18 protein-coding genes and 1 tRNA gene are annotated in these 17061 nt (G+C 73.6%); 12 read left to right on the forward strand and 7 right to left on the reverse strand.

Annotation, left to right across the window (positions count from 1 at the left end; genetic code table 11):
* The first annotated feature begins 44 nt into the window (after nucleotides 1–44).
* The 4 genes from QMF98_RS04350 to QMF98_RS04365 all read left to right on the forward strand — a co-directional run bounded on the left by QMF98_RS04350 (nucleotide 45) and on the right by QMF98_RS04365 (nucleotide 3908).
* Entirely contained in the window at nucleotides 45–782 is a 738-nt protein-coding gene (locus QMF98_RS04350) for an FtsB family cell division protein (protein ID WP_337974844.1), read from the forward strand.
* 128 nt (nucleotides 783–910) lie between these two features.
* On the forward strand, nucleotides 911–1423 hold the full coding sequence (locus QMF98_RS04355) for a DUF501 domain-containing protein (RefSeq protein WP_337974845.1): 513 nt from the start codon (nucleotides 911–913) through the stop codon (nucleotides 1421–1423).
* A gap of 60 nt (nucleotides 1424–1483) precedes the next feature.
* Nucleotides 1484–2434, forward strand: coding sequence for a Ppx/GppA phosphatase family protein (locus QMF98_RS04360; RefSeq protein ID WP_337974846.1), 951 nt, complete (start codon nucleotides 1484–1486; stop codon nucleotides 2432–2434).
* Between the two features lie 82 nt (nucleotides 2435–2516).
* Nucleotides 2517–3908 carry a hemolysin family protein gene (locus QMF98_RS04365; RefSeq protein WP_337974847.1) on the forward strand — a complete coding sequence of 464 codons (1392 nt, stop codon included), beginning with the start codon at nucleotides 2517–2519 and terminating at the stop codon, nucleotides 3906–3908.
* Nucleotides 3909–3912: 4 nt separating this feature from the next.
* On the opposite strand, the gene QMF98_RS04370 is transcribed toward QMF98_RS04365, so the two are convergent.
* Nucleotides 3913–4824, reverse strand: a complete 912-nt coding sequence (locus QMF98_RS04370) for a LysR family transcriptional regulator (protein WP_337974848.1) — start codon at nucleotides 4822–4824, stop codon at nucleotides 3913–3915.
* A gap of 71 nt (nucleotides 4825–4895) precedes the next feature.
* On the opposite strand from QMF98_RS04370, the gene QMF98_RS04375 reads away from it, so the two are divergent.
* The 4 genes from QMF98_RS04375 (at nucleotide 4896) to QMF98_RS04390 (ending at nucleotide 7990) form a co-directional block, all read left to right on the forward strand.
* Nucleotides 4896–5891: a DMT family transporter gene (locus QMF98_RS04375; RefSeq protein ID WP_337974849.1), complete on the forward strand. Its 996-nt coding sequence runs from the start codon at nucleotides 4896–4898 to the stop codon at nucleotides 5889–5891.
* Between the two features lie 43 nt (nucleotides 5892–5934).
* The gene (locus tag QMF98_RS04380; RefSeq protein WP_337974850.1) at nucleotides 5935–7377 is read left to right on the forward strand and encodes an NAD(P)/FAD-dependent oxidoreductase; all 1443 of its coding nucleotides are present in this window, start codon (nucleotides 5935–5937) and stop codon (nucleotides 7375–7377) included.
* Between the two features lie 41 nt (nucleotides 7378–7418).
* Nucleotides 7419–7495, forward strand: a tRNA-Leu gene (locus QMF98_RS04385).
* Between the two features lie 84 nt (nucleotides 7496–7579).
* The gene (locus tag QMF98_RS04390; protein ID WP_337974851.1) at nucleotides 7580–7990 is read left to right on the forward strand and encodes a VOC family protein; all 411 of its coding nucleotides are present in this window, start codon (nucleotides 7580–7582) and stop codon (nucleotides 7988–7990) included.
* A gap of 14 nt (nucleotides 7991–8004) precedes the next feature.
* On the opposite strand, the gene QMF98_RS04395 is transcribed toward QMF98_RS04390, so the two are convergent.
* Together QMF98_RS04395 and QMF98_RS04400 are read right to left on the reverse strand one after the other, a co-directional pair.
* Nucleotides 8005–8424, reverse strand: a complete 420-nt coding sequence (locus QMF98_RS04395) for a PLD nuclease N-terminal domain-containing protein (RefSeq protein WP_337974852.1) — start codon at nucleotides 8422–8424, stop codon at nucleotides 8005–8007.
* A gap of 48 nt (nucleotides 8425–8472) precedes the next feature.
* On the reverse strand, nucleotides 8473–8943 hold the full coding sequence (locus QMF98_RS04400) for a MarR family winged helix-turn-helix transcriptional regulator (RefSeq protein ID WP_337974853.1): 471 nt from the start codon (nucleotides 8941–8943) through the stop codon (nucleotides 8473–8475).
* A 112-nt stretch (nucleotides 8944–9055) separates the two neighbouring features.
* On the opposite strand from QMF98_RS04400, the gene QMF98_RS04405 reads away from it, so the two are divergent.
* A complete protein-coding gene (locus QMF98_RS04405) occupies nucleotides 9056–10294 on the forward strand; it encodes an MFS transporter (protein ID WP_337974854.1) in 1239 nt (412 codons plus the stop codon).
* Nucleotides 10295–10368: 74 nt separating this feature from the next.
* Here QMF98_RS04405 and QMF98_RS04410 read toward each other — a convergent pair whose 3' ends face one another.
* Nucleotides 10369–11244: a DUF2705 family protein gene (locus QMF98_RS04410; protein ID WP_337974855.1), complete on the reverse strand. Its 876-nt coding sequence runs from the start codon at nucleotides 11242–11244 to the stop codon at nucleotides 10369–10371.
* Entirely contained in the window at nucleotides 11241–12287 is a 1047-nt protein-coding gene (locus tag QMF98_RS04415; RefSeq protein ID WP_337974856.1) for an ATP-binding cassette domain-containing protein, read from the reverse strand. The genes QMF98_RS04410 and QMF98_RS04415 overlap by 4 nt, the downstream gene beginning before the upstream one ends.
* A 219-nt stretch (nucleotides 12288–12506) precedes the next feature.
* On the opposite strand from QMF98_RS04415, the gene QMF98_RS04420 reads away from it, so the two are divergent.
* Both QMF98_RS04420 and QMF98_RS04425 read left to right on the forward strand, forming a co-directional pair.
* Nucleotides 12507–13913: a cystathionine beta-synthase gene (locus tag QMF98_RS04420; protein ID WP_337974857.1), complete on the forward strand. Its 1407-nt coding sequence runs from the start codon at nucleotides 12507–12509 to the stop codon at nucleotides 13911–13913.
* 81 nt (nucleotides 13914–13994) lie between these two features.
* Complete coding sequence (locus QMF98_RS04425) at nucleotides 13995–15011, forward strand: acetylxylan esterase (protein ID WP_337974858.1); 1017 nt, start codon at nucleotides 13995–13997, stop codon at nucleotides 15009–15011.
* On the opposite strand, the gene QMF98_RS04430 is transcribed toward QMF98_RS04425, so the two are convergent.
* Together QMF98_RS04430 and QMF98_RS04435 are read right to left on the reverse strand one after the other, a co-directional pair.
* A complete protein-coding gene (locus tag QMF98_RS04430) occupies nucleotides 14951–15547 on the reverse strand; it encodes a TetR/AcrR family transcriptional regulator (protein WP_337974859.1) in 597 nt (198 codons plus the stop codon). The two genes, QMF98_RS04425 and QMF98_RS04430, sit on opposite strands and share 61 nt — an antisense overlap.
* Before the next feature lies 1 nt (nucleotide 15548).
* On the reverse strand, nucleotides 15549–16439 hold the full coding sequence (locus QMF98_RS04435; protein ID WP_337974860.1) for an alpha/beta fold hydrolase: 891 nt from the start codon (nucleotides 16437–16439) through the stop codon (nucleotides 15549–15551).
* Nucleotides 16440–16593: 154 nt separating this feature from the next.
* Between QMF98_RS04435 and QMF98_RS04440 the strand changes: the two genes are divergently transcribed.
* On the forward strand, nucleotides 16594–16998 hold the full coding sequence (locus QMF98_RS04440) for an FKBP-type peptidyl-prolyl cis-trans isomerase (RefSeq protein ID WP_263731749.1): 405 nt from the start codon (nucleotides 16594–16596) through the stop codon (nucleotides 16996–16998).
* Nucleotides 16999–17061: the final 63 nt, after the last annotated feature.

The following is a 17061-nucleotide window of genomic DNA, read 5'->3' on the forward strand; positions in this document are numbered from 1 at the left end:
CCGGGTACCCGGGGTTGGCGACGTGCCGGGGCACAATCGAGCACATGCCGTCCGCCCGTCGTCCTGCCGCGCCCGGCGCGCGCTCGGCGGGCACACCCCGGGTGGCCGAGCGCGCGGCGTCGGGCGTCACGCCGCGCACCACCCCACCACGGACGGGAGCCCCGCCGCGGACCACCGCGCCGCGCACCAGCCCGCCGCGCGCGTCCCGTCGTCCGGCTGCGGCCCGGGCGTCGACCCGGCCGTCGTCCATCACCCCGCCTCGCGGCACCCCGCGTGCCGAGGTGGTCCAGCAGCGGCTCCCGCGGATGCTGACGGTGCGCGCCATGGTGCTGGGCCTGGTGCTGCTGCTCGCGTTCGTGCTCGTGTACCCGACGCTGCACTCCTACCTGGAGCAGCAGACGCAGCTGGCGCAGCTGCGCGCCCAGGTGGCGGCGGCGCAGCAGCACAACTCCGACCTGCAGGCGGACCTCAAGCGCTGGGACGACCCGGCGTACGTCAAAGCGCAGGCGCGGGAACGGCTCAACTTCGTGATGCCGGGCGAGACGGCCTTCCGGGTGGTGGACCCGCAGACCGTGCCGGACACGGCGCCGAACGCGCCGAAGACGGGTGCGAGCGACGGGTCCGGCGCGGTCGGCTCCACGCAGCCGTGGTACCTGGACGTGTGGCAGTCGGTCCGGGCGGCGGGTGCGGCCGCGGCGCCGACGACCAAGGCGACGTCGGGAGCGACCTCCGCGCCGACCGGTTCGCCCACCGCGGCGCCCACGGGCGCAGCGAAGCCCTGAGACCTCGCCCGGTCCGAGCGGTGCGGAGCAGCCGGTAGCGCCCGACGGGTGCTCGGCCGACGGACGGCACGGCCGGCCGACCCTGGTCAGGGACAATGGAGGTCCCCTCGCGACAGGACGCCTTCCCGATGACCGAGCAGCACGTGCCGCCGTACCCCGCCGTCGACCCACGTGACCTCGCCGTGGTGACGGAGCAGCTGGGCCGGCCCGCCCGCGGCGTCGTGCGGATCGCCGCGCGCTGCGTCTGCGGGCGCCCGACGGTGGTGCAGACGGCGCCGCGGCTGGACGACGGCACCCCCTTCCCGACGACGTACTACCTGACCAACCCGCAGGCGGTCGCGGCGGTGAGCACGCTCGAGGCGACGGGTCTGATGAAGGAGCTGACGGCACGGCTCGCGGTCGACGAGGAGCTGGCGGCCGGGCATCGTCGGGCGCACGAGGCGTACCTCGCCGACCGGGAGGCGCTGGGCCACGTGCCCGAGATCGCGGGGATCTCCGCCGGGGGGATGCCGACGCGGGTGAAGTGCCTGCACGTGCTCGTCGGCCACGCGCTCGCCGCCGGTACCGGCGTGAACCCGGTCGGTGACGAGGTGCTCGCCCTGATCAGGGACACGTGGCGGCCCGACAGGTGCACGTGCTGAGCCGCTGAGGGCAGGCCGGACGGCCCGGTCGGTGTCTGGGGTGGATGGCACGATGTGCCGGTGACACGCGTGGCAGCCATCGACTGCGGGACGAACACCATCCGGCTCCTGGTGGCCGACCTCGACATGGCGGCGGGCACGCTGACCGAGGTGGTCCGGCTGGCCGAGATCGTGCGGCTCGGCCAGGGCGTCGACCGGACCGGTGAGCTGGCGCCCGAGGCGCTCGCCCGGACGCTGGACATGACGGCGCGCTACGCCGCCACCTGCCGTGAGCACGGGGTCGAGGCGGTGCGGTTCGTCGCGACGTCGGCGACGCGGGACGCCCGCAACCGCGACGAGTTCGTCTCGGGGGTGCGCGGCGCGCTGGGCGTCGACCCCGAGGTGGTGACCGGCCACGAAGAGGCCGCCCTCTCGTTCCGTGGGGCGACAGGTGTGATCGCCGCGACGCATCCGGGCCCCTTCCTCGTCGTCGACCTCGGCGGCGGCTCGACGGAGCTGGTGCTCGGCAGCCGCGAGCCCGAGGCGGCGGTCTCGATGGACATCGGGTCCGTGCGGCTGACCGAGCGGCACCTGCGGTCCGACCCGCCCACCGCCGAGGAGATCGCCGCGGCACGCGCCGACGTGTCCGCGGCGCTGGACGAGGCGGAGAAGACGGTGCCCCTGGGCCGGGCCGTCACGCTGGTGGGTCTGGCGGGGTCGGTGACGTCGGTGACGGCGCACACGCTCGGCCTGCCGCGGTACGACCGGACCGCCATCGACGGGGCGGTGCTGGACGTCCGCACCGTCGAGGCGGCCTGCGACGACCTGCTGCACCGCAGCCGCGCGGAGCGCAGCGCGCTCGGCTTCATGCACCCGGGACGGGTCGACGTGATCGGCGCCGGGGCCCTCATCTGGTCCGAGGTGATCGCCCGGGTGCAGGCGGAGGTGGCTCGCAACGGCCGCCAGCTCACCGAGGTGGTCACCAGCGAGCACGACATCCTCGACGGCATCGCCTGGAGCATCGCCGGCTGACGGCGTCGTGCCCCGCAGGGGAGGCCGCGTCCGTTCGCCACGTTGTGCCTAGGCTGGAGCTTCACCGACCCCGGGATGAGACGTGACCACCGAGATCTGGACAGACATCGCCCTGGTCCTCCTGTTCATCGGCATCGGAGGGCTGTTCTCCGGCACGGAGCTCGCGCTGGTGTCCCTGCGCGAGAGCCAGCTGGTGCAGCTGGACAAGCAGGGCGGCCGCGGCGCCCGCGTCGCACGGGTGGCGCGCAACCCCAACCGGTTCCTCGCGGCGGTGCAGATCGGCGTCACGGTGGCCGGCTTCTTCTCGGCGGCGTTCGGCGCGTCGACGCTGGCGCCGCACGTCTCGCCTGTGCTGGTTCGCTGGGGGCTGTCCCAGGGTGCCGCGGACACGGTGGGGCTGATCGCGCTGACCCTGGTGATCGCGTACCTGTCCCTGGTGCTCGGCGAGCTGGTGCCGAAGCGGCTGGCGATGCAGCGGCCGGCGAAGGTCGCCACCGCGGTGGGCTCGGCGGTCGACCGCCTCGCGTGGGTGATGACACCGGTGATCTGGCTGCTGTCCGTGTCCACCAACGGTGTGGTGCGACTGCTCGGCCAGGACCCGAGGGCCAAGGGCGAGGCGGTGACGGACGAGGAGCTGCGCGACCTCGTCGCCACGCACCCGGACCTGCCCGAGGACGAGCGCCGGCTGATCGACGACGTGTTCGACGCGGGTGACCGGCTGCTGGTCGAGGCGATGCGTCCGCGCGGCGAGGTGCGGTTCCTGTCCGCCGCGCAGTCGGCCGTCGACGCGGCGGCGGAGGTGCGGCAGCTGCCCTACTCCCGCTACCCGGTCACGGGGACCGACTTCGACGACGTGGTCGGCTTCGTGCACGTGCGGGACCTGCTCGCGGCCGTGGCGGACCTCGCGGTGGACCTGGGCGACGGGGTGCGTGACGAGCCGGAGGCCACCGTCGGCGACGTCGCCCGGCCCATCCCGTCGCTGCCCGGCACCAACAAGGTGCTGCCGACCCTGTCCAGCATGCGTCGGACGGGTACCCACATCGCCCTGGTCGTGGACGAGTACGGCGGCACGGACGGCATCGTCACCCTGGAGGACCTGCTCGAGGAGCTGGTCGGCGACATCGTCGACGAGCACGACGTGAAGCCGGAGACGAGCGGCACGGGGTCCGACGTGGACGCGCGGCTGACCCTCGAGGAGTTCGCCGACCGGACCGGCGTGCTGCTGCACGACGGTCCGTACGAGACGGTCGCGGGCTACGTGCTGTCGCGGCTCGGCCGCATGGCGGCGATCGGCGACCGCGTGCCGGTGGAGACGGTGCGCTCGGGGCTGACCAACGCCACGCTGCAGGTCACCGCGGTGGACGGGCACCGCGTGGCGGCCGTGCGGCTCGACCCGGAGGGTGATCCCACCGTGCTGCAGGGCCGGGTGTCGGGCTCCGCCGCCGACCGCGACCAGCCGCCGGCGACCGACTGACCCGCTAGGCCGTCACGGCCGCGTCGACGGCCTCGGTCAGCCGGCGTGCGATGTCCTGGACCACGCCGAGGGTGTTGATCACCGAGGTGCGCAGGGCGCGTTCCGGTCGCACCAGGGCGTCCACGCGCCGGGCGACGTGCAGGTCGCGCAGCGGACGGAGCACAACGCCGGGCCGGACCGGTGCGGTGTAGCGGGGCATCAGCGCGATGCCGCCTCCGGCTGCGACGACGGCGGCCGCGACGGTGAAGTCGTTGATCCGGTGGCGGAGCTGCGCCGGCCGGCCCGCGGCGGCGGCGATCGCCTCGAGGGACCCGAGCAGCGGGTAGCCGCTCTGCACGGCGATCCACGGCTCGCCGCCGACGTCCGCCACCGACAGGTCGGCTCGGCCGGCGAGCGGATGTCCCACCGGGAGGGCGACGTCGAGGGGCTCGTGCAGCAGCGGGGTCACCGACGTACCGGCCGGCCACGGTGGGCCGTGGTCGGGCCGGTGCGCGATGACGATGTCGTGGTCCGCGGTGAGAGCGGAGAAACGGGCCTGCTCCACGTCCTGGTCGGCGAGCTCGAGGACGGCGTCCCCGCCGGCCTGGAGCAGTCGCGGGAACAAGGTGGCGGCAGCGCTGTGGAAGGCCGCGACCCGCACGGTGCCGCAGGGGTCGGTCAGGTGCCCGTCGACGGCGCGCTCGGCGCGGGCCAGGGCGGTGGCCACGTCGGCCGCAGCGGTCGCGAGGGCGTGGCCCGCGTCCGTCAGGACGAGCGTGCGCCCCCGCCGTTCGGTCAACGGAACGGGCGTGCTGCGCTGCAGCGCGGCCAGCTGCTGGGACACGGCCGACGGGGTGACGAACAGCGCTGCGGCGACCGCCGTCACGCTGCCGCGGTCGCCGAGCTCCCGGAGTACGGCCAGCTGTCGCGGGTCCATGAAGTGATCCTAAAAGAACGCTCGAGAAACACGTCATTGATCTTCACGGTGGGCGCTTGCAAGGTCGGCCCGTGCTCACCACTCGGTCCCGCTCCGCCGTCGACGCGGTGCTCCTCGGCGTCGCGCTCGCCTGGGGCAGCAGCTATCTGGTCGCGAAGGAGCTGACCACGGTCGCCCCGGTGCTCGTCGTCCTGACGCTGCGCTACGTGATCTCGGCCGTCGCGCTCGGGGCGGTGTGCCTGGTGCGACGGGTGCCGTCCCCGCGGGGCCGGCAGCTGCGCGTCGGTGTGCTGCTGGGCTGTACCCAGGCGGCGGTGCTCACCCTGGAGACGTTCGGCGTCGCGGCGACGTCGGCGACCAACGCCGGCCTGATCATCAGCCTGACCATCGTCTTCACCCCGTTCCTCGAGAGCCTCTGGTCGCGCGCCTGGCTGCCTCTGCCGTTCTTCGTCGCCGCGGTCCTCGCCGTGCTGGGCGTGGCGCTGCTGGTGTCCGGTCACGGCTTCCGGGCTCCGACGGTGGGCGACGTGCTGATGCTCGCCGCCGCGGCGGTCCGCGCCGTGCACGTCACCCTGATCGGTCGGCTCACCAGCGGCCGGCCGCACAGCTCGCTGTCGCTCACCACGGTGCAGGCGGTGGTGGGCACCGTGCTGCTCGGCGCTGCCGCCGGTGACCGGCTCGCCTCGACCGTGCCGCACCTGTCGTTCGTCGGCTGGAGCCGGTTGGCCTACCTCGCGCTGGCCTGCAGCGTGTTCGCCTTCCTCGCCCAGACGTGGGCCATCCGGCGCACGTCGGCCAGCCGGGCCAGCCTGCTGCTGGGGACCGAACCGGTCTGGGCCGTCGCGGTCGGCGTCAGTCTCGGCGGCGAGCCGTTGACGGCTCTCGGCGTCGTCGGGGCGGCCCTGGTCATCGCGTCCACCTCCTGGGGCCAGCAGGTCGAACGTCGTCATCGGCTCGCCGTCGGGACGCCGGCCCCACCCTCGTGCTCGCCGGCGACGGTTGACCGCGCTGCCCGCGAGCGGGATGCCGGCCGTCTCTGGGCGCCCCCTGTGCGGAGGATCACGTGACACCGCCACGGCGGGGACGAAAGTCCCGGTTTACGGTTGAGACATGTCCGATCCCGCTGCCGTCCAGGGTTCCGCGCCGGTCCCGTCGGAGGCGCCCGTGCGTCCGGCCAAGCCGCGCAAGTCGCCTCGGGTGCTCATCCTCGGGGGCGGCACGGTGGGGCTGTACACCGCCCGCCGGCTCCGCCGCCGACTCGGCAAGCGGGACGCGGCGATCGTCGTCGTCGACCCGCGGTCCTACATGACGTACGCGCCGTTCCTGCCGGAGACGGCGGCCGGGTCGATCGACCCCCGCAACGTGGTGGCCCCGCACCGCCGAGCGCTCAAGGGTGTCGACGTGCTGCAGGGCAAGGTGACGCAGATCGAGCACGCCGGCCGGCGGGTGCAGATCACGCCCGAGGAGGGCGACCCGTACTGGGTGCAGTACGACCACCTGGTGGTCGGGCTCGGCTCGGTGGCGCGGACGCTGCCGATCCCCGGCCTGGCGGAGGAGGGCATCGGCTTCAAGACGGTCGAAGAGGCCATCGCGCTGCGCAACCACGTGCTCGACCGGATCGACCTGGCGGCCAGCACCTGGGACCCGGAGCTGCGTCGGCGGATGCTGACGTTCGTCTTCGTCGGCGGTGGCTTTGCGGGTATCGAGGCGCTCGCGGAGGTCGAGGACCTCGCGCGCTACACGATCCGGCACTACAAGCAGGTGGAGGAGGACGAGCTGCGGTTCGTCCTGGTCGAGGGCTCGCCGCGGATCCTCCCCGAGGTCAGCGAGGAGCTCGGCGGCTACACCCTCGAGCAGCTGCGCAAGCGGCGCATCGAGATCTACCTGTCCACGTTCCTCAACTCCTGCGTCGACGGGCACATCGTGCTGTCCGACGGCACCGAGTTCGACACCGAGACCGTCGTGTGGACGGCGGGCGTCAAGGCGAACCCCGTGCTGGCCGACTCCGACCTGCCGCTGGACAAGACCGGCCGCGTGATCACCAACGCGTACCTGCAGGTGACGACGGCCGACGGCGACGTCGTCCCCGACGCGTACGCCGCAGGGGACTGCGCGGCGGTCCCGGACCTGGTCAACCCGGGCAAGACGTGCCCGCCGAACGCCCAGCACGCGCTGCGCCAGGGCAACCACCTGGGCGACAACCTGGCGCGCATCCTCAGCTCGGCGCCGCCGACGGAGTACAAGCACAAGAACATCGGCGCCGTCGCCTCGCTGGGCATGTACAAGGGCGTCGCGCAGATGTTCGGTCGCATCAAGGTGCGCGGCTTCCTGGCCTGGGTGCTGCACCGCACGTACCACGTCTTCGCCATGCCGACGGTGAACCGCAAGCTGCGCATCATGATGGGCTGGACGTCGTCGCTGCTGCTGCGCCGCGAGGTCGTCTCGCTCGGCGCCCTGCAGGACCCCCGCGCCGAGTTCCGCGCCGCGGCGGTGCGGCCCAAGCCGAAGCCCGCCGCGGAGCAGGCCGACCCGTCGGTGGCCGGGGCGCGCTGAGCGGCCCGACGCGCAGCGCCGGCTGGCACGATGGGGCTCGCGCCCCCGTAGCCCAACCGGCAGAGGCGGCCGGCTTAAACCCGGCTCAGTCCGGGTTCGAGTCCCGGCGGGGGCACCAGGGCACGGCGCCGCCGTGCGGCACCAGGCGCCCTGCGGCCGCCCGCGGCGCTCGTTTGTCGGACCTCGGTGGGACGGTCGTCGGATGAGTCCCACGTTCGCCATGCTGGTCCTCGAGGTGCGCGACCTCCGGCGCTCGATCGAGTTCTACCGACTGCTCGGGCTCGACGTCCCCGACCCGCGGCCGGATCGTCCGGTGTCGATCTGCCGGCTCGGGCCGGGCGCCAAGCTGGTGCTGACCGAGCAGTTCGCCGCCCGCTACGACCCGGACTGGGTGCGGCCGGAGCGCGGCTACCAGCAGCTGGTGGAGTTCTACGCCGGTGACGACGTCGCGGTCGACGCGGAGTGGGCCCGGCTCACCGGCGCGGGGTACCACGGGCGCATGGCGCCGACCCAGACCGCGGGGCCCTACGCGGCGATGGTGGACGACCCGGACGGCAACGTCATCCTGCTGACGTCCGACGAGGCGGCCCGGCCGGACGGGGCGACGGTGTAGCGCTGCTGGCGGCCTCAGTGGTCCGCGGCGGGCGGCGGGGTGCCCTGGTCGTCGTCGTCCCGCTCAGCCAGACGGCGCTCGCGCTCGCGCAGCTGGTCCTCCCACGCGCGCAGCAGCTTCTCGTGCTCGGCGTTCGACTCGGCGATCCCGGCCAGGAACGCCGGGTCGTCGTCGGGTGCGACGGCGCGGGGGCGCTCGTACTCCGGGAAGCCGGCCGTGGCGGTCGACGGCCACGGGACGCGACGTGGACCCGGCCCGACCGGCCTGCCCGCCACGAGCCAGGCGACGCCGCCGACCAGCGGGAACAGCAGGATGAGGACGATCCAGCCGCCCTTGGGCAGGTTCCGGACCGCGCCCGGGTCGGCCTGGATGCAGTCGATCAGGCAGAAGACGAGCAGCGCCAGGTCCAGGGCGAAGGGCAGCACGCGCAGCATGGGCCGGACGGTAGCGGAGGACGACGCCGCGCGGGAGCGGTTCGGGCCTCAGGAGTCGAGGTGCGCGTCGAGGTCCGCGTTGAGCCGTCGCAGCATGTGCGCCAGCGTGCCGAGGTCCTCCTCGGACCAGGCCGAGAGCACCTCGCGGTAGACGGCGTTGCGCGCCGCCCGGGTGCGTGCGAGCGCGTCGAGACCCTCCGACGTCGCGGAGATCACCTGGTGCCGTCCGTCGCGCGGGTCCTTGCCGCGGCGGACGTGGCCGGCCTCCTCCATCGCGACGACCTGCCGGGTCACCGTCGACCCGTCGAGCCGCAGCTCGTCCGCGATGCGGGTGATGGTGGAGGGCCCGTTCGACTCCAGCAGCCGGAGCGCGAGGTAGGCGGACCGCTCCAGGGCCCCGTCCATGAGGCGGGAGCGGCGACGGTTCCGGTCCGAGAGGCGCAGCAGCAGCGCCACCTCGGTCTCGATGCGCCCGATGCGGTCGTCGGACCTCGGGGCCGTCTGGGCCGTTGCCGTCATGAGACATCCCCCTGAACCAGGTGTATGGTACAAGTAAATCACTGGTGCATACAGCAATCGATGCACCGGCCGCACGACGAGGTGCGCACCACCGTCCTCCACAGGGAGCCGCATGAGCGCCACCACGCGCGACGAACCGCACCGCACCGCCATCTACGCCACCGCGCTGACCGCCTTCTTCGCGATCGCGGGCATCGCTGTGGTCGATCCCATCCTGCCCGTCATCGGCAGCTCGCTGGGCGCTTCCACGTGGCAGATCGAGCTGCTGTTCACGGCCTACATCGCCGTGATGGCCCTCGGCATGGTGCCCGCCGTGATGTCCACGGGGCGGTTCGGGTACAAGAAGGTGCTCACCGCGGGGGTCTCGGTCGTGGCGGTCGCCGCGCTGGCGGCGTCGGCGGTCGGCGGCATCGGGCAGCTCGCGGCGCTCCGTGGGCTGTGGGGCCTGGGCAACGCGATGTTCTTCGCGACGGCGATGAGCCTGCTCGTCGCGCTCGCACGGCAGAGCGAGTGGGTGGTCGAGCTCTTCGAGACGTGCGTCGGCCTCGGGTTCGCCGTCGGGCCGCTGATCGGCGGCCTGCTCGGCAGGATCAGCTGGCGGGTGCCGTTCATGGCGTGCGGCGTGCTGATGGTGGCGGCTGCCGTCATGTCGGTGTCCCGGCTGCGTGACCCCGACGAGAAGCCGTCGCGACTCCGTCTGACCGACGTCTTCGCCTCGTTCCGCAAGCCGGCGTTCATCGCGCTGTGCGCGCTGACCGCGACCTACAACTTCGTCTTCTTCGTGGTGCTCGGCTACACACCGGTGGCGCTGCACCTGTCGGTGGTGCCGCTCGGCCTGGTGTTCACCGCGTGGGGGATCGGCCTCGCGTTCGGCATCCTGGTGGTCGGCCACCGGCTCGCGCACCGCATCGGTGCGGTGGCGACCGTCGGCCTCGCGGTGCTGGTGCTGACCGGCTGCCTCGTCGGCCTGGCCGTGTCGACCAGCACCACGGTGTCGATCGTCGTGCTGGTGGTCGCCGGCATCTGCATGGGCGTCTGCAACGCGAACCTCACGGACCTGGCGCTGGCCACCGGCCTGCCGGACCGGCGGTCCACCACCGGTGCCTTCAACCTGGTCCGGTGGGGCTTCGCCGCGCCGGCGCCGGTGATCTCCGGCCTGGTCGCCGAGCACGTCGGGCTCAAGGCGCCCTTCTGGGTCGCCGTCGTGGTGCTGGGCGTGGGTCTGGTGGTGTTCGCGCTCACCAGCCACGTGATGGCTCGGGCTGCGGGCGAGAAGACGCTGTGGTCCCGATGGAACGCCGGCGCCCGTGCGGCGGAGCTGACGCCCGGTGAGGCGATGGGCGAGATCTGAGCTGCGCCTGCAGGGCTGGACAGCACGACGGCTGGGTCACCGCGAGGTGCCCAGCCGTCGTGCTCCCGGAACGGTCAGGCGTCGCGCGACCGGAGGCGGATGGCCGCGAAGGCCAGGATGACCACGACCCAGGCGACCAGCACCGCGTAGCCCTGCCATGCGCTGAGGTGCACGTGGTACAGGTTCGCGTCGTTGGTCGCGGTGAGCTGCTGCTCTGTCATCGTCAACCTGCTGCCCGCCGAGGCGGGGAGGAAGGGCGTGACGTGCTGCAGCCACTTCCACACGACCTGGGCCAGCACGTTCAGCACGTTCTCGATCACCAGCAGGAGCGTCAGGACCACGCCCAGTGCTGCCGCCGAGTGGCGCAGCAGCGCGCCGAGGGAGAACGCGAACAGGGTGGTCGTGGTCAGGTAGAGCGCGGTGCCGAGGACGATGCGCTGCACCTGCGGGTCGCCGGCGTCGAGGCTGCCTCCCGTGGAGTGCAGGATCGCCGACGCCAGTACGGCGCTGAGCAGCACGGTCACCAGGGTGAGCACGAGGGTGACGACAGCCACCACCGCAGCCTTGGCCCACAGGACGGGGAGGCGCGTGGGGACCGCTGTCAGGCTGGCGCGGATCATGCCGGTGCTGTACTCGGACGTCACCGTGAGCACGCCGAGCACGGCGAGCGGGATCATCGCCAGCTGGGCGCCGGCGCTCAGCGGGATCAGGGGGAGGGGACCCGCCTCGTTGACCTGCTGCTGGGCGCTCAGCGCCCGCATGCCGAACGAGACCGCCACCACCAGGCCGACGAAGACCGCTGCCGTGAGCGCAAGGGTCCAGTACGTCGAGCGGACCGTCCAGAACTTGAGCCACTCGGACCGCAGCACGTGCAGCGGCGAGAGTCGCAGGTCCGACCGTGCGGGCTGCTGCGAGGGCGTGGTCGCCGGGGTCGTGGTCGCGGTGCTCATCGCACGTCCTCCTGCACGTCGGTCTGCGCGCCGGCGGCCGGCGCGGTCGGTGGCACCGGGGGTCGGGCGGTGGACGGCGGTCCGCTGGGCACGGCCTGCCCGCCGCCCGGGTAGCCCGTGCGCGGATCTGCCGGGGCCGCCACACCCGAGTGGTACTCGACCTCCTCGGCGGTCAGCGCGAGGTAGGCATCCTCGAGCGAGCCGCTGACCGTGGTCAGCTCGTGGAGCACGATGCCGTGCGCCGCGGCCGCCTCGCCGACGGCCTCCGGCCCGGTGCCGACCACCTGGAGCACGCCGGGCTCGGCGCTGTCGACGGTCGCGCCCGCCCCTCGCAGCACGTCGGCCAGCTCGGTGGCGCGCGGGCTGCGCACCCGCACGGTGGAGTGGGTCGCACCGGCGACCACCTGCTCCACGGGCGCGTCCGCGATGATCCGACCGCGGCCGATCACGATGATGTGGTCCGCCGTGACCGCCATCTCGCTCATCAGGTGCGAGGAGAGGAAGACGGTCCGGCCCTGCGACGCGAGGTACTTGACCAGCGTGCGGACCCAGATCACGCCCTCGGGGTCCAGGCCGTTCACCGGCTCGTCGAGGATCAGCGTGTGCGGGTCGCCGAGCAGGGCGACGGCAACGCCGAGCCGCTGGTTCATGCCGAGCGAGAAGCCGCCGACGCGCTTGCCGGCGACGGTGCCGAGCCCGGTCAGCTCGATCACCTCGTCCACGCGGCGTTCGCCGATGCCGTGCGTGGCGGCCATCGCGCGCAGGTGCCCGCGGGCCGTGCGTCCGGGGTGGACCGCCCGCGCCTCGAGCAGCGCCCCGACCTCCGTCAGCGGCGACCGGTGTGCGGCGTAGTGCTTGCCGTTCACCGTCACGTCGCCGGCGGTCGGCCGGTCGAGGCCGACGATCATCCGCATCGTGGTGGACTTGCCCGCCCCGTTGGGACCGAGGAACCCCGTGACCCGTCCGGGCTGCACGGTGAAGCTCGCCCCGTCCACGGCGGTGGTGTGCCCGTACCGCTTCGTCAGACCGTGTGCCTCGATCATCGCCGTCCCGCTCGCATCGTCCGACCGTCCGTCTCGTCCTGTGAGGTGGGGGCCGGAGACCTGCGGAACGCGCCGACTGCTCGACGACCCCACACGACCGTAGGCGACGAGGGCTCGTCTTGGGGCCGGTTCGACCGACCAGATACCCGGCCGATGCTCCGGCTCGCCGTCCGTCGGCGTCGCGGTCGGTGACCAGGCCGGCGATGAGAAGGTGGGCCGGTGACGTACGCGCAGCACATCTCCGAGCTGGTGGGGCACACGCCGCTGGTCCGGCTGAACTCGGTGACGGCGGGCCTGGCGGCCACCGTCCTGGCGAAGGTCGAGTACCTCAACCCCGGCGGCTCGGTGAAGGACCGGATCGCCCTGCGGATGATCGAGGCGGCCGAGCAGTCCGGCGCGCTGCGCCCCGGCGGCACGATCGTCGAGCCGACCAGCGGGAACACCGGCGTCGGGCTCGCGCTGGTCGCGCAGCGCAAGGGGTACCGCTGCGTGTTCGTCTGCCCGGACAAGGTCAGCCAGGACAAGCGCGACGTGCTGCGCGCGTACGGCGCCGAGGTCGTCGTCACCCCGACCGCCGTGCCGCCCGACCACCCGGAGTCGTACTACTCCGTCTCGGACCGCCTGGTCCGCGAGATCGAGGGGGCGTGGAAGCCGGACCAGTACTCCAACCCGAACGGTCCGGCGAGCCACTACGCCAGCACCGGTCCGGAGATCTGGGAGGGCACCGAGGGGACGATCACGCACCTGGTCGCGGGCGTCGGCACCGGCGGGACGATCACCGGTACCGGGCGCTACCTGCACGACGTGTCGGCGGACCGGCCGGTGGAGCTCGGGGGACGGGTCCGGGTGGTGGGCGCGGACCCGGCGGGGTCGGTCTACTCCGGCGGTGACGGGCGGCCGTACCTGGTCGAGGGCGTGGGGGAGGACTTCTGGCCGCGCGCGTACGACCCGTCGGTGCCGGACGAGATCGTCCCGGTGTCCGATGCCGAGTCGTTCGCGATGACGCGCCGGCTCGCGCGCGAGGAGGCGCTGCTGGTCGGTGGCTCGTCCGGGATGGCCGTCGAGGCGGCGCTGCGGGTGGCGCGTCGGCTGCAGGACGAGGACCCGGTGGCGGCGGCGCGCGTCGCGATCGTCGTGCTGCTGCCGGACGGCGGCCGGGGGTACCTGTCCAAGATCTTCAACGACTCGTGGATGCGGTCCTACGGCTTCCTCGCAGCCGGCGAGGGCGCCACGGTCGCCGACGTGCTGCGCTCCAAGGACGGGGCCATGCCGGCGCTGGTGCACACCCACCCCACCGAGACGGTGCGCGACGCGATCGAGATCATGCGTGAGTTCGGGGTCTCGCAGATGCCCGTGGTCGGTGCGGAGCCGCCGGTGAAGATCGGCGAGGTGGCCGGCTCGGTCAGCGAGCGCGGGCTGCTGGACGCGGTGTTCGGCGGCTCGGCGGCGCTGGCCGACCGCGTCGACCGGCACATGTCGCCCCCGCTGCCGCTGATCGGCTCCGGCGAGCCGGTGGACGCCGCGCGGGCGGCGCTGCAGGGCGCCGACGCGCTGATGGTGGTGCAGGACGGGCAGCCGGTCGGCGTGCTGACCCGGCACGACCTGCTGGGGTTCCTGGCCCGCTGAGCCGGGGCGCGGGCACCGTCGCTCGGTGCTCTAGCCTCGTGCCCGTCGCGCCGGCGCGGCGCGTGCGAGACGAGGAGCAACGTGGCGATCTTCGACCTGTCCCTGCCCGAGCTGCGGGCGTACCTGCCGCAGCTGGACGAGCCCGCCGACCTGGACGACTTCTGGTCCGGGACGCTGGCGGAGGGGCGGGGGCACGACCTGGCGCTGACCGTCGAGCCGGTCGACACGGGGCTGCGGCTGATCGAGGCGTTCGACGTGACGTTCGCGGGCTTCGCTGGCGACCCGATCCGCGCGTGGCTGACCCGGCCCGCAGGGGTGACCGAGCCGCTGCCGGCGGTCGTCGAGTACATCGGCTACGGCGGCGGGCGCGGGTTCGCGCACGAGCACCTGGCCTGGGCGGCCGCCGGCTACGTGCATCTGCTGATGGACACCCGCGGGCAGGGCTCCACCTGGGGCACCGGTGGTCACACGCCCGACCCGGAGGGCAGCGGCCCGGCCGCGAACGGCGTGATGACCCGTGGCGTCCTCGACCCGGCGACGTACTACTACCGCCGGCTGATCACCGACGCGGTGCGCGCGGTCGACGCCGTCCGCGCCCTGCCTGGGGTGGACCCGGCGCGCGTCGCCGTCACGGGTGGCAGCCAGGGCGGCGGGCTCGCGCTCGCGGTGTCGGGCCTCGCGGACGGCCTGGTCGCGGCGATGCCCGACGTGCCGTTCCTGTGCCACTTCCCGCGGGCGATGGCCCTCACCGACAACTTCCCGTACGGGGAGGTGGTGCAGTACCTCGCCGTGCACCGCGACCACGTGGACCAGGTGCTGCGCACCCTGTCCTACGTCGACGGCGTGCACCTCGGGCGACGGGCGTCCGCACCGGCGCTGTTCTCGGTCGCGCTGCGCGACCAGACGTGCCCGCCGTCCACCGTCTTCGCCGCGTACAACCACTACGGGACCCTGGCCGTCGGCGCCCGGCCCGACCGGGACATCGAGGTGTACGAGTTCAACCAGCACGAGGGCGGGCTGGGGTACCAGCTCGACCGTCAGCTGCGCTGGCTCGCGGACGTGCTGGCCAGCGCGCCGACCAGCCCCCTCACCAGGTAGTCGAAGCTCACCTCGAGGTCGTCGGGCATCCCGAAGCCCCCGGCCGCCTCGAGGACGACGAAGCCGTGCACGGCGGACCGGACCGCGCGGACGGCGTCCACGTGCCGGTCGGCGGGCACGTCGAGCTCCCCGACGGCGCGGGCGACGACGGCCACGCTGCGGGCCGCCGCGGCCTGCAGCTCGGTCGCTTCCTCCGGTACGCCCAGCAGCTCGGTCTGCGTCGCGGCGTAGCGGCCGGGGTGGTCGTGGGCGAACCGCCGCATCGTCCACGCCAGCGCGACCAGCGCGTCGGCACCCTGACGGCCTTCAGCCGTCTGCTCGAGGGCGTCGGCGAGCTGCTCGATGCACCGCTGGGCGACCGCTCGGCGCAGCGCGGGCAGACCGGCCACGTGCTTGTACAGGCTCGGCACCGCGACGCCGGCCCGTGCCGCGATCGCGGCGAGGGTCAGGTCGGCGTAGCCCGTCGGGCCGCCGTCGTCGACCACCGCCAGCGCGAGCCGCAGTACGGCGTCCGGGTCGAGGCCGGCGCGCGGCACGTCAGCGGTCCGCGGGGTCGGCGTGCCCCGCGCGCGTGGGGAGGACCAGGCGACCCGAGGCGTCGCGAGGACGCGCCGCGAGCCAGCTGAGCGTCGCGGGCACGACGTCGTCCGCCGCCTGGTGGTGCGGGTAGTGCGCCACGTCGTCCAGGAGGACGGCGCGGGCGTCGAGCGTCTGCTCGATCCAGGCCGCCTCGGCAGCCGGGTCGCGCAGGTCGGGGTCACGGCGGCCGATGAAGGCGAGCACCGGGGCGTGGACGTCGCCGAGGCGGGCCTCGACCGGGGCGTGGGTGAGCTGCAGCGTCAGCCGGCGGAACTGGCGCAGGTGCGCCGGGTCGCTCATCGCGGCGCGGACCGCGGCGAGGTGCTCGTCGAACCACGGTGCACGGCGGCCTCGGCTCAGCGGGGACCGGTAGTAGCTCGCCCACAGGGCGGCGCCCCACGGCCGGACGAACATCGCGCGGTAGGCGGCGTGCATCACGTGCTCGAGGAGCGGGCCCGTCGGGGGGTTGCGCAGCAGCGGGCCGGACAGCACCAGGCCCGCGACCAGGTCGGGGCGCTCTGCCGCGGCCCAGGCGACCGAGGCCGCGCCCATCGAGCTGCCGATCAGCACGGCGGGGCCACCTAGGTGCTCGACCAGGGCGATGACGTCCGAGCCGGTGGCGAGGTCGCCGTGCAGGCGGAACGTGGTGTCCGAGTCGCCGTGGCCACGCAGGTCGGTGACGGCCGTGCGGTAGCCGGCGGCGACGAGCGGGGTGACGAGGTCCCGCCAGGTGCCGCGGAGGTCACCCATGCCGGGGACCAGGACGACGAGGGGGCCGTCGGCCGGACCGTCGACGGTGTACGCGATCCGGCCCTCAGGCCGGTCGAGGAGCTCGATGTGGTTCGTCATGACCAGAAAGCTAATGCCATTAGCCAACTCTGGCAAGAGGTCGGATGAGCGTTGTGCGGCTCGGGCAGGGCAGGATGTCCGGGCACCCGGCCGCGCGGTCGGGGCCACCGGCCGCGCACGTGGCCGGACCACGAACCGGTGAGGAGACATCCCCATGGCCGCAGTGCTGCCCGAGGCCTCGGGCTCGTTCGGAGACAAGCCCACGCTGACCTTCCCGGACTCGGCGGCGCCCGCCGAGCTCGAGGTGCAGGTGCTCAGCCGTGGCGACGGCGACCTGGTCGAGGCGGGTCAGGACATCGAGGTGAACTACCTCGGCCAGAGCTGGGGCGGCCGGGTGTTCGACAACTCGTACGACCGCGGCGAGTCGATCAGCTTCCCGATCGGCGTCGGCGCCGTCATCGCGGGCTGGGACGAGGGCCTGGTCGGCCAGCAGGTGGGCTCCCGCGTGCTGCTCTCGATCCCGTCGCACCTCGGCTACGGCGACCGCGGCGTGCCTCAGGCCGGAATCCGCGGCGGCGACACCCTGGTGTTCGTCGTGGACATCCTCGGCACCCACTGACGCGTTCGTCGACGGCGCGGCCTCCTGCCAGGCAGGGGCGCCGCGCCGTCGGCGGCTGAGGGC

It is taken from the genome of Cellulomonas sp. NTE-D12 (assembly GCF_027923705.1).
Lineage (GTDB): Bacteria > Actinomycetota > Actinomycetes > Actinomycetales > Cellulomonadaceae > Cellulomonas.

Coding starts and splice junctions, on each gene's coding strand:
- QMF98_RS04350 (WP_337974844.1), top strand. CDS start 45: ATGCCGTCCGCCCGTCGTCCTGCCGCGCCCGGCGCGCGCTCGGCGGGC.
- QMF98_RS04355 (WP_337974845.1), top strand. CDS start 911: ATGACCGAGCAGCACGTGCCGCCGTACCCCGCCGTCGACCCACGTGAC.
- QMF98_RS04370 (WP_337974848.1), bottom strand. CDS start 4,824: ATGGACCCGCGACAGCTGGCCGTACTCCGGGAGCTCGGCGACCGCGGC.
- QMF98_RS04380 (WP_337974850.1), top strand. CDS start 5,935: ATGTCCGATCCCGCTGCCGTCCAGGGTTCCGCGCCGGTCCCGTCGGAG.
- QMF98_RS04390 (WP_337974851.1), top strand. CDS start 7,580: ATGAGTCCCACGTTCGCCATGCTGGTCCTCGAGGTGCGCGACCTCCGG.
- QMF98_RS04395 (WP_337974852.1), bottom strand. CDS start 8,424: ATGCTGCGCGTGCTGCCCTTCGCCCTGGACCTGGCGCTGCTCGTCTTC.
- QMF98_RS04400 (WP_337974853.1), bottom strand. CDS start 8,943: ATGACGGCAACGGCCCAGACGGCCCCGAGGTCCGACGACCGCATCGGG.
- QMF98_RS04405 (WP_337974854.1), top strand. CDS start 9,056: ATGAGCGCCACCACGCGCGACGAACCGCACCGCACCGCCATCTACGCC.
- QMF98_RS04410 (WP_337974855.1), bottom strand. CDS start 11,244: ATGAGCACCGCGACCACGACCCCGGCGACCACGCCCTCGCAGCAGCCC.
- QMF98_RS04415 (WP_337974856.1), bottom strand. CDS start 12,287: ATGATCGAGGCACACGGTCTGACGAAGCGGTACGGGCACACCACCGCC.
- QMF98_RS04435 (WP_337974860.1), bottom strand. CDS start 16,439: ATGACGAACCACATCGAGCTCCTCGACCGGCCTGAGGGCCGGATCGCG.
- QMF98_RS04440 (WP_263731749.1), top strand. CDS start 16,594: ATGGCCGCAGTGCTGCCCGAGGCCTCGGGCTCGTTCGGAGACAAGCCC.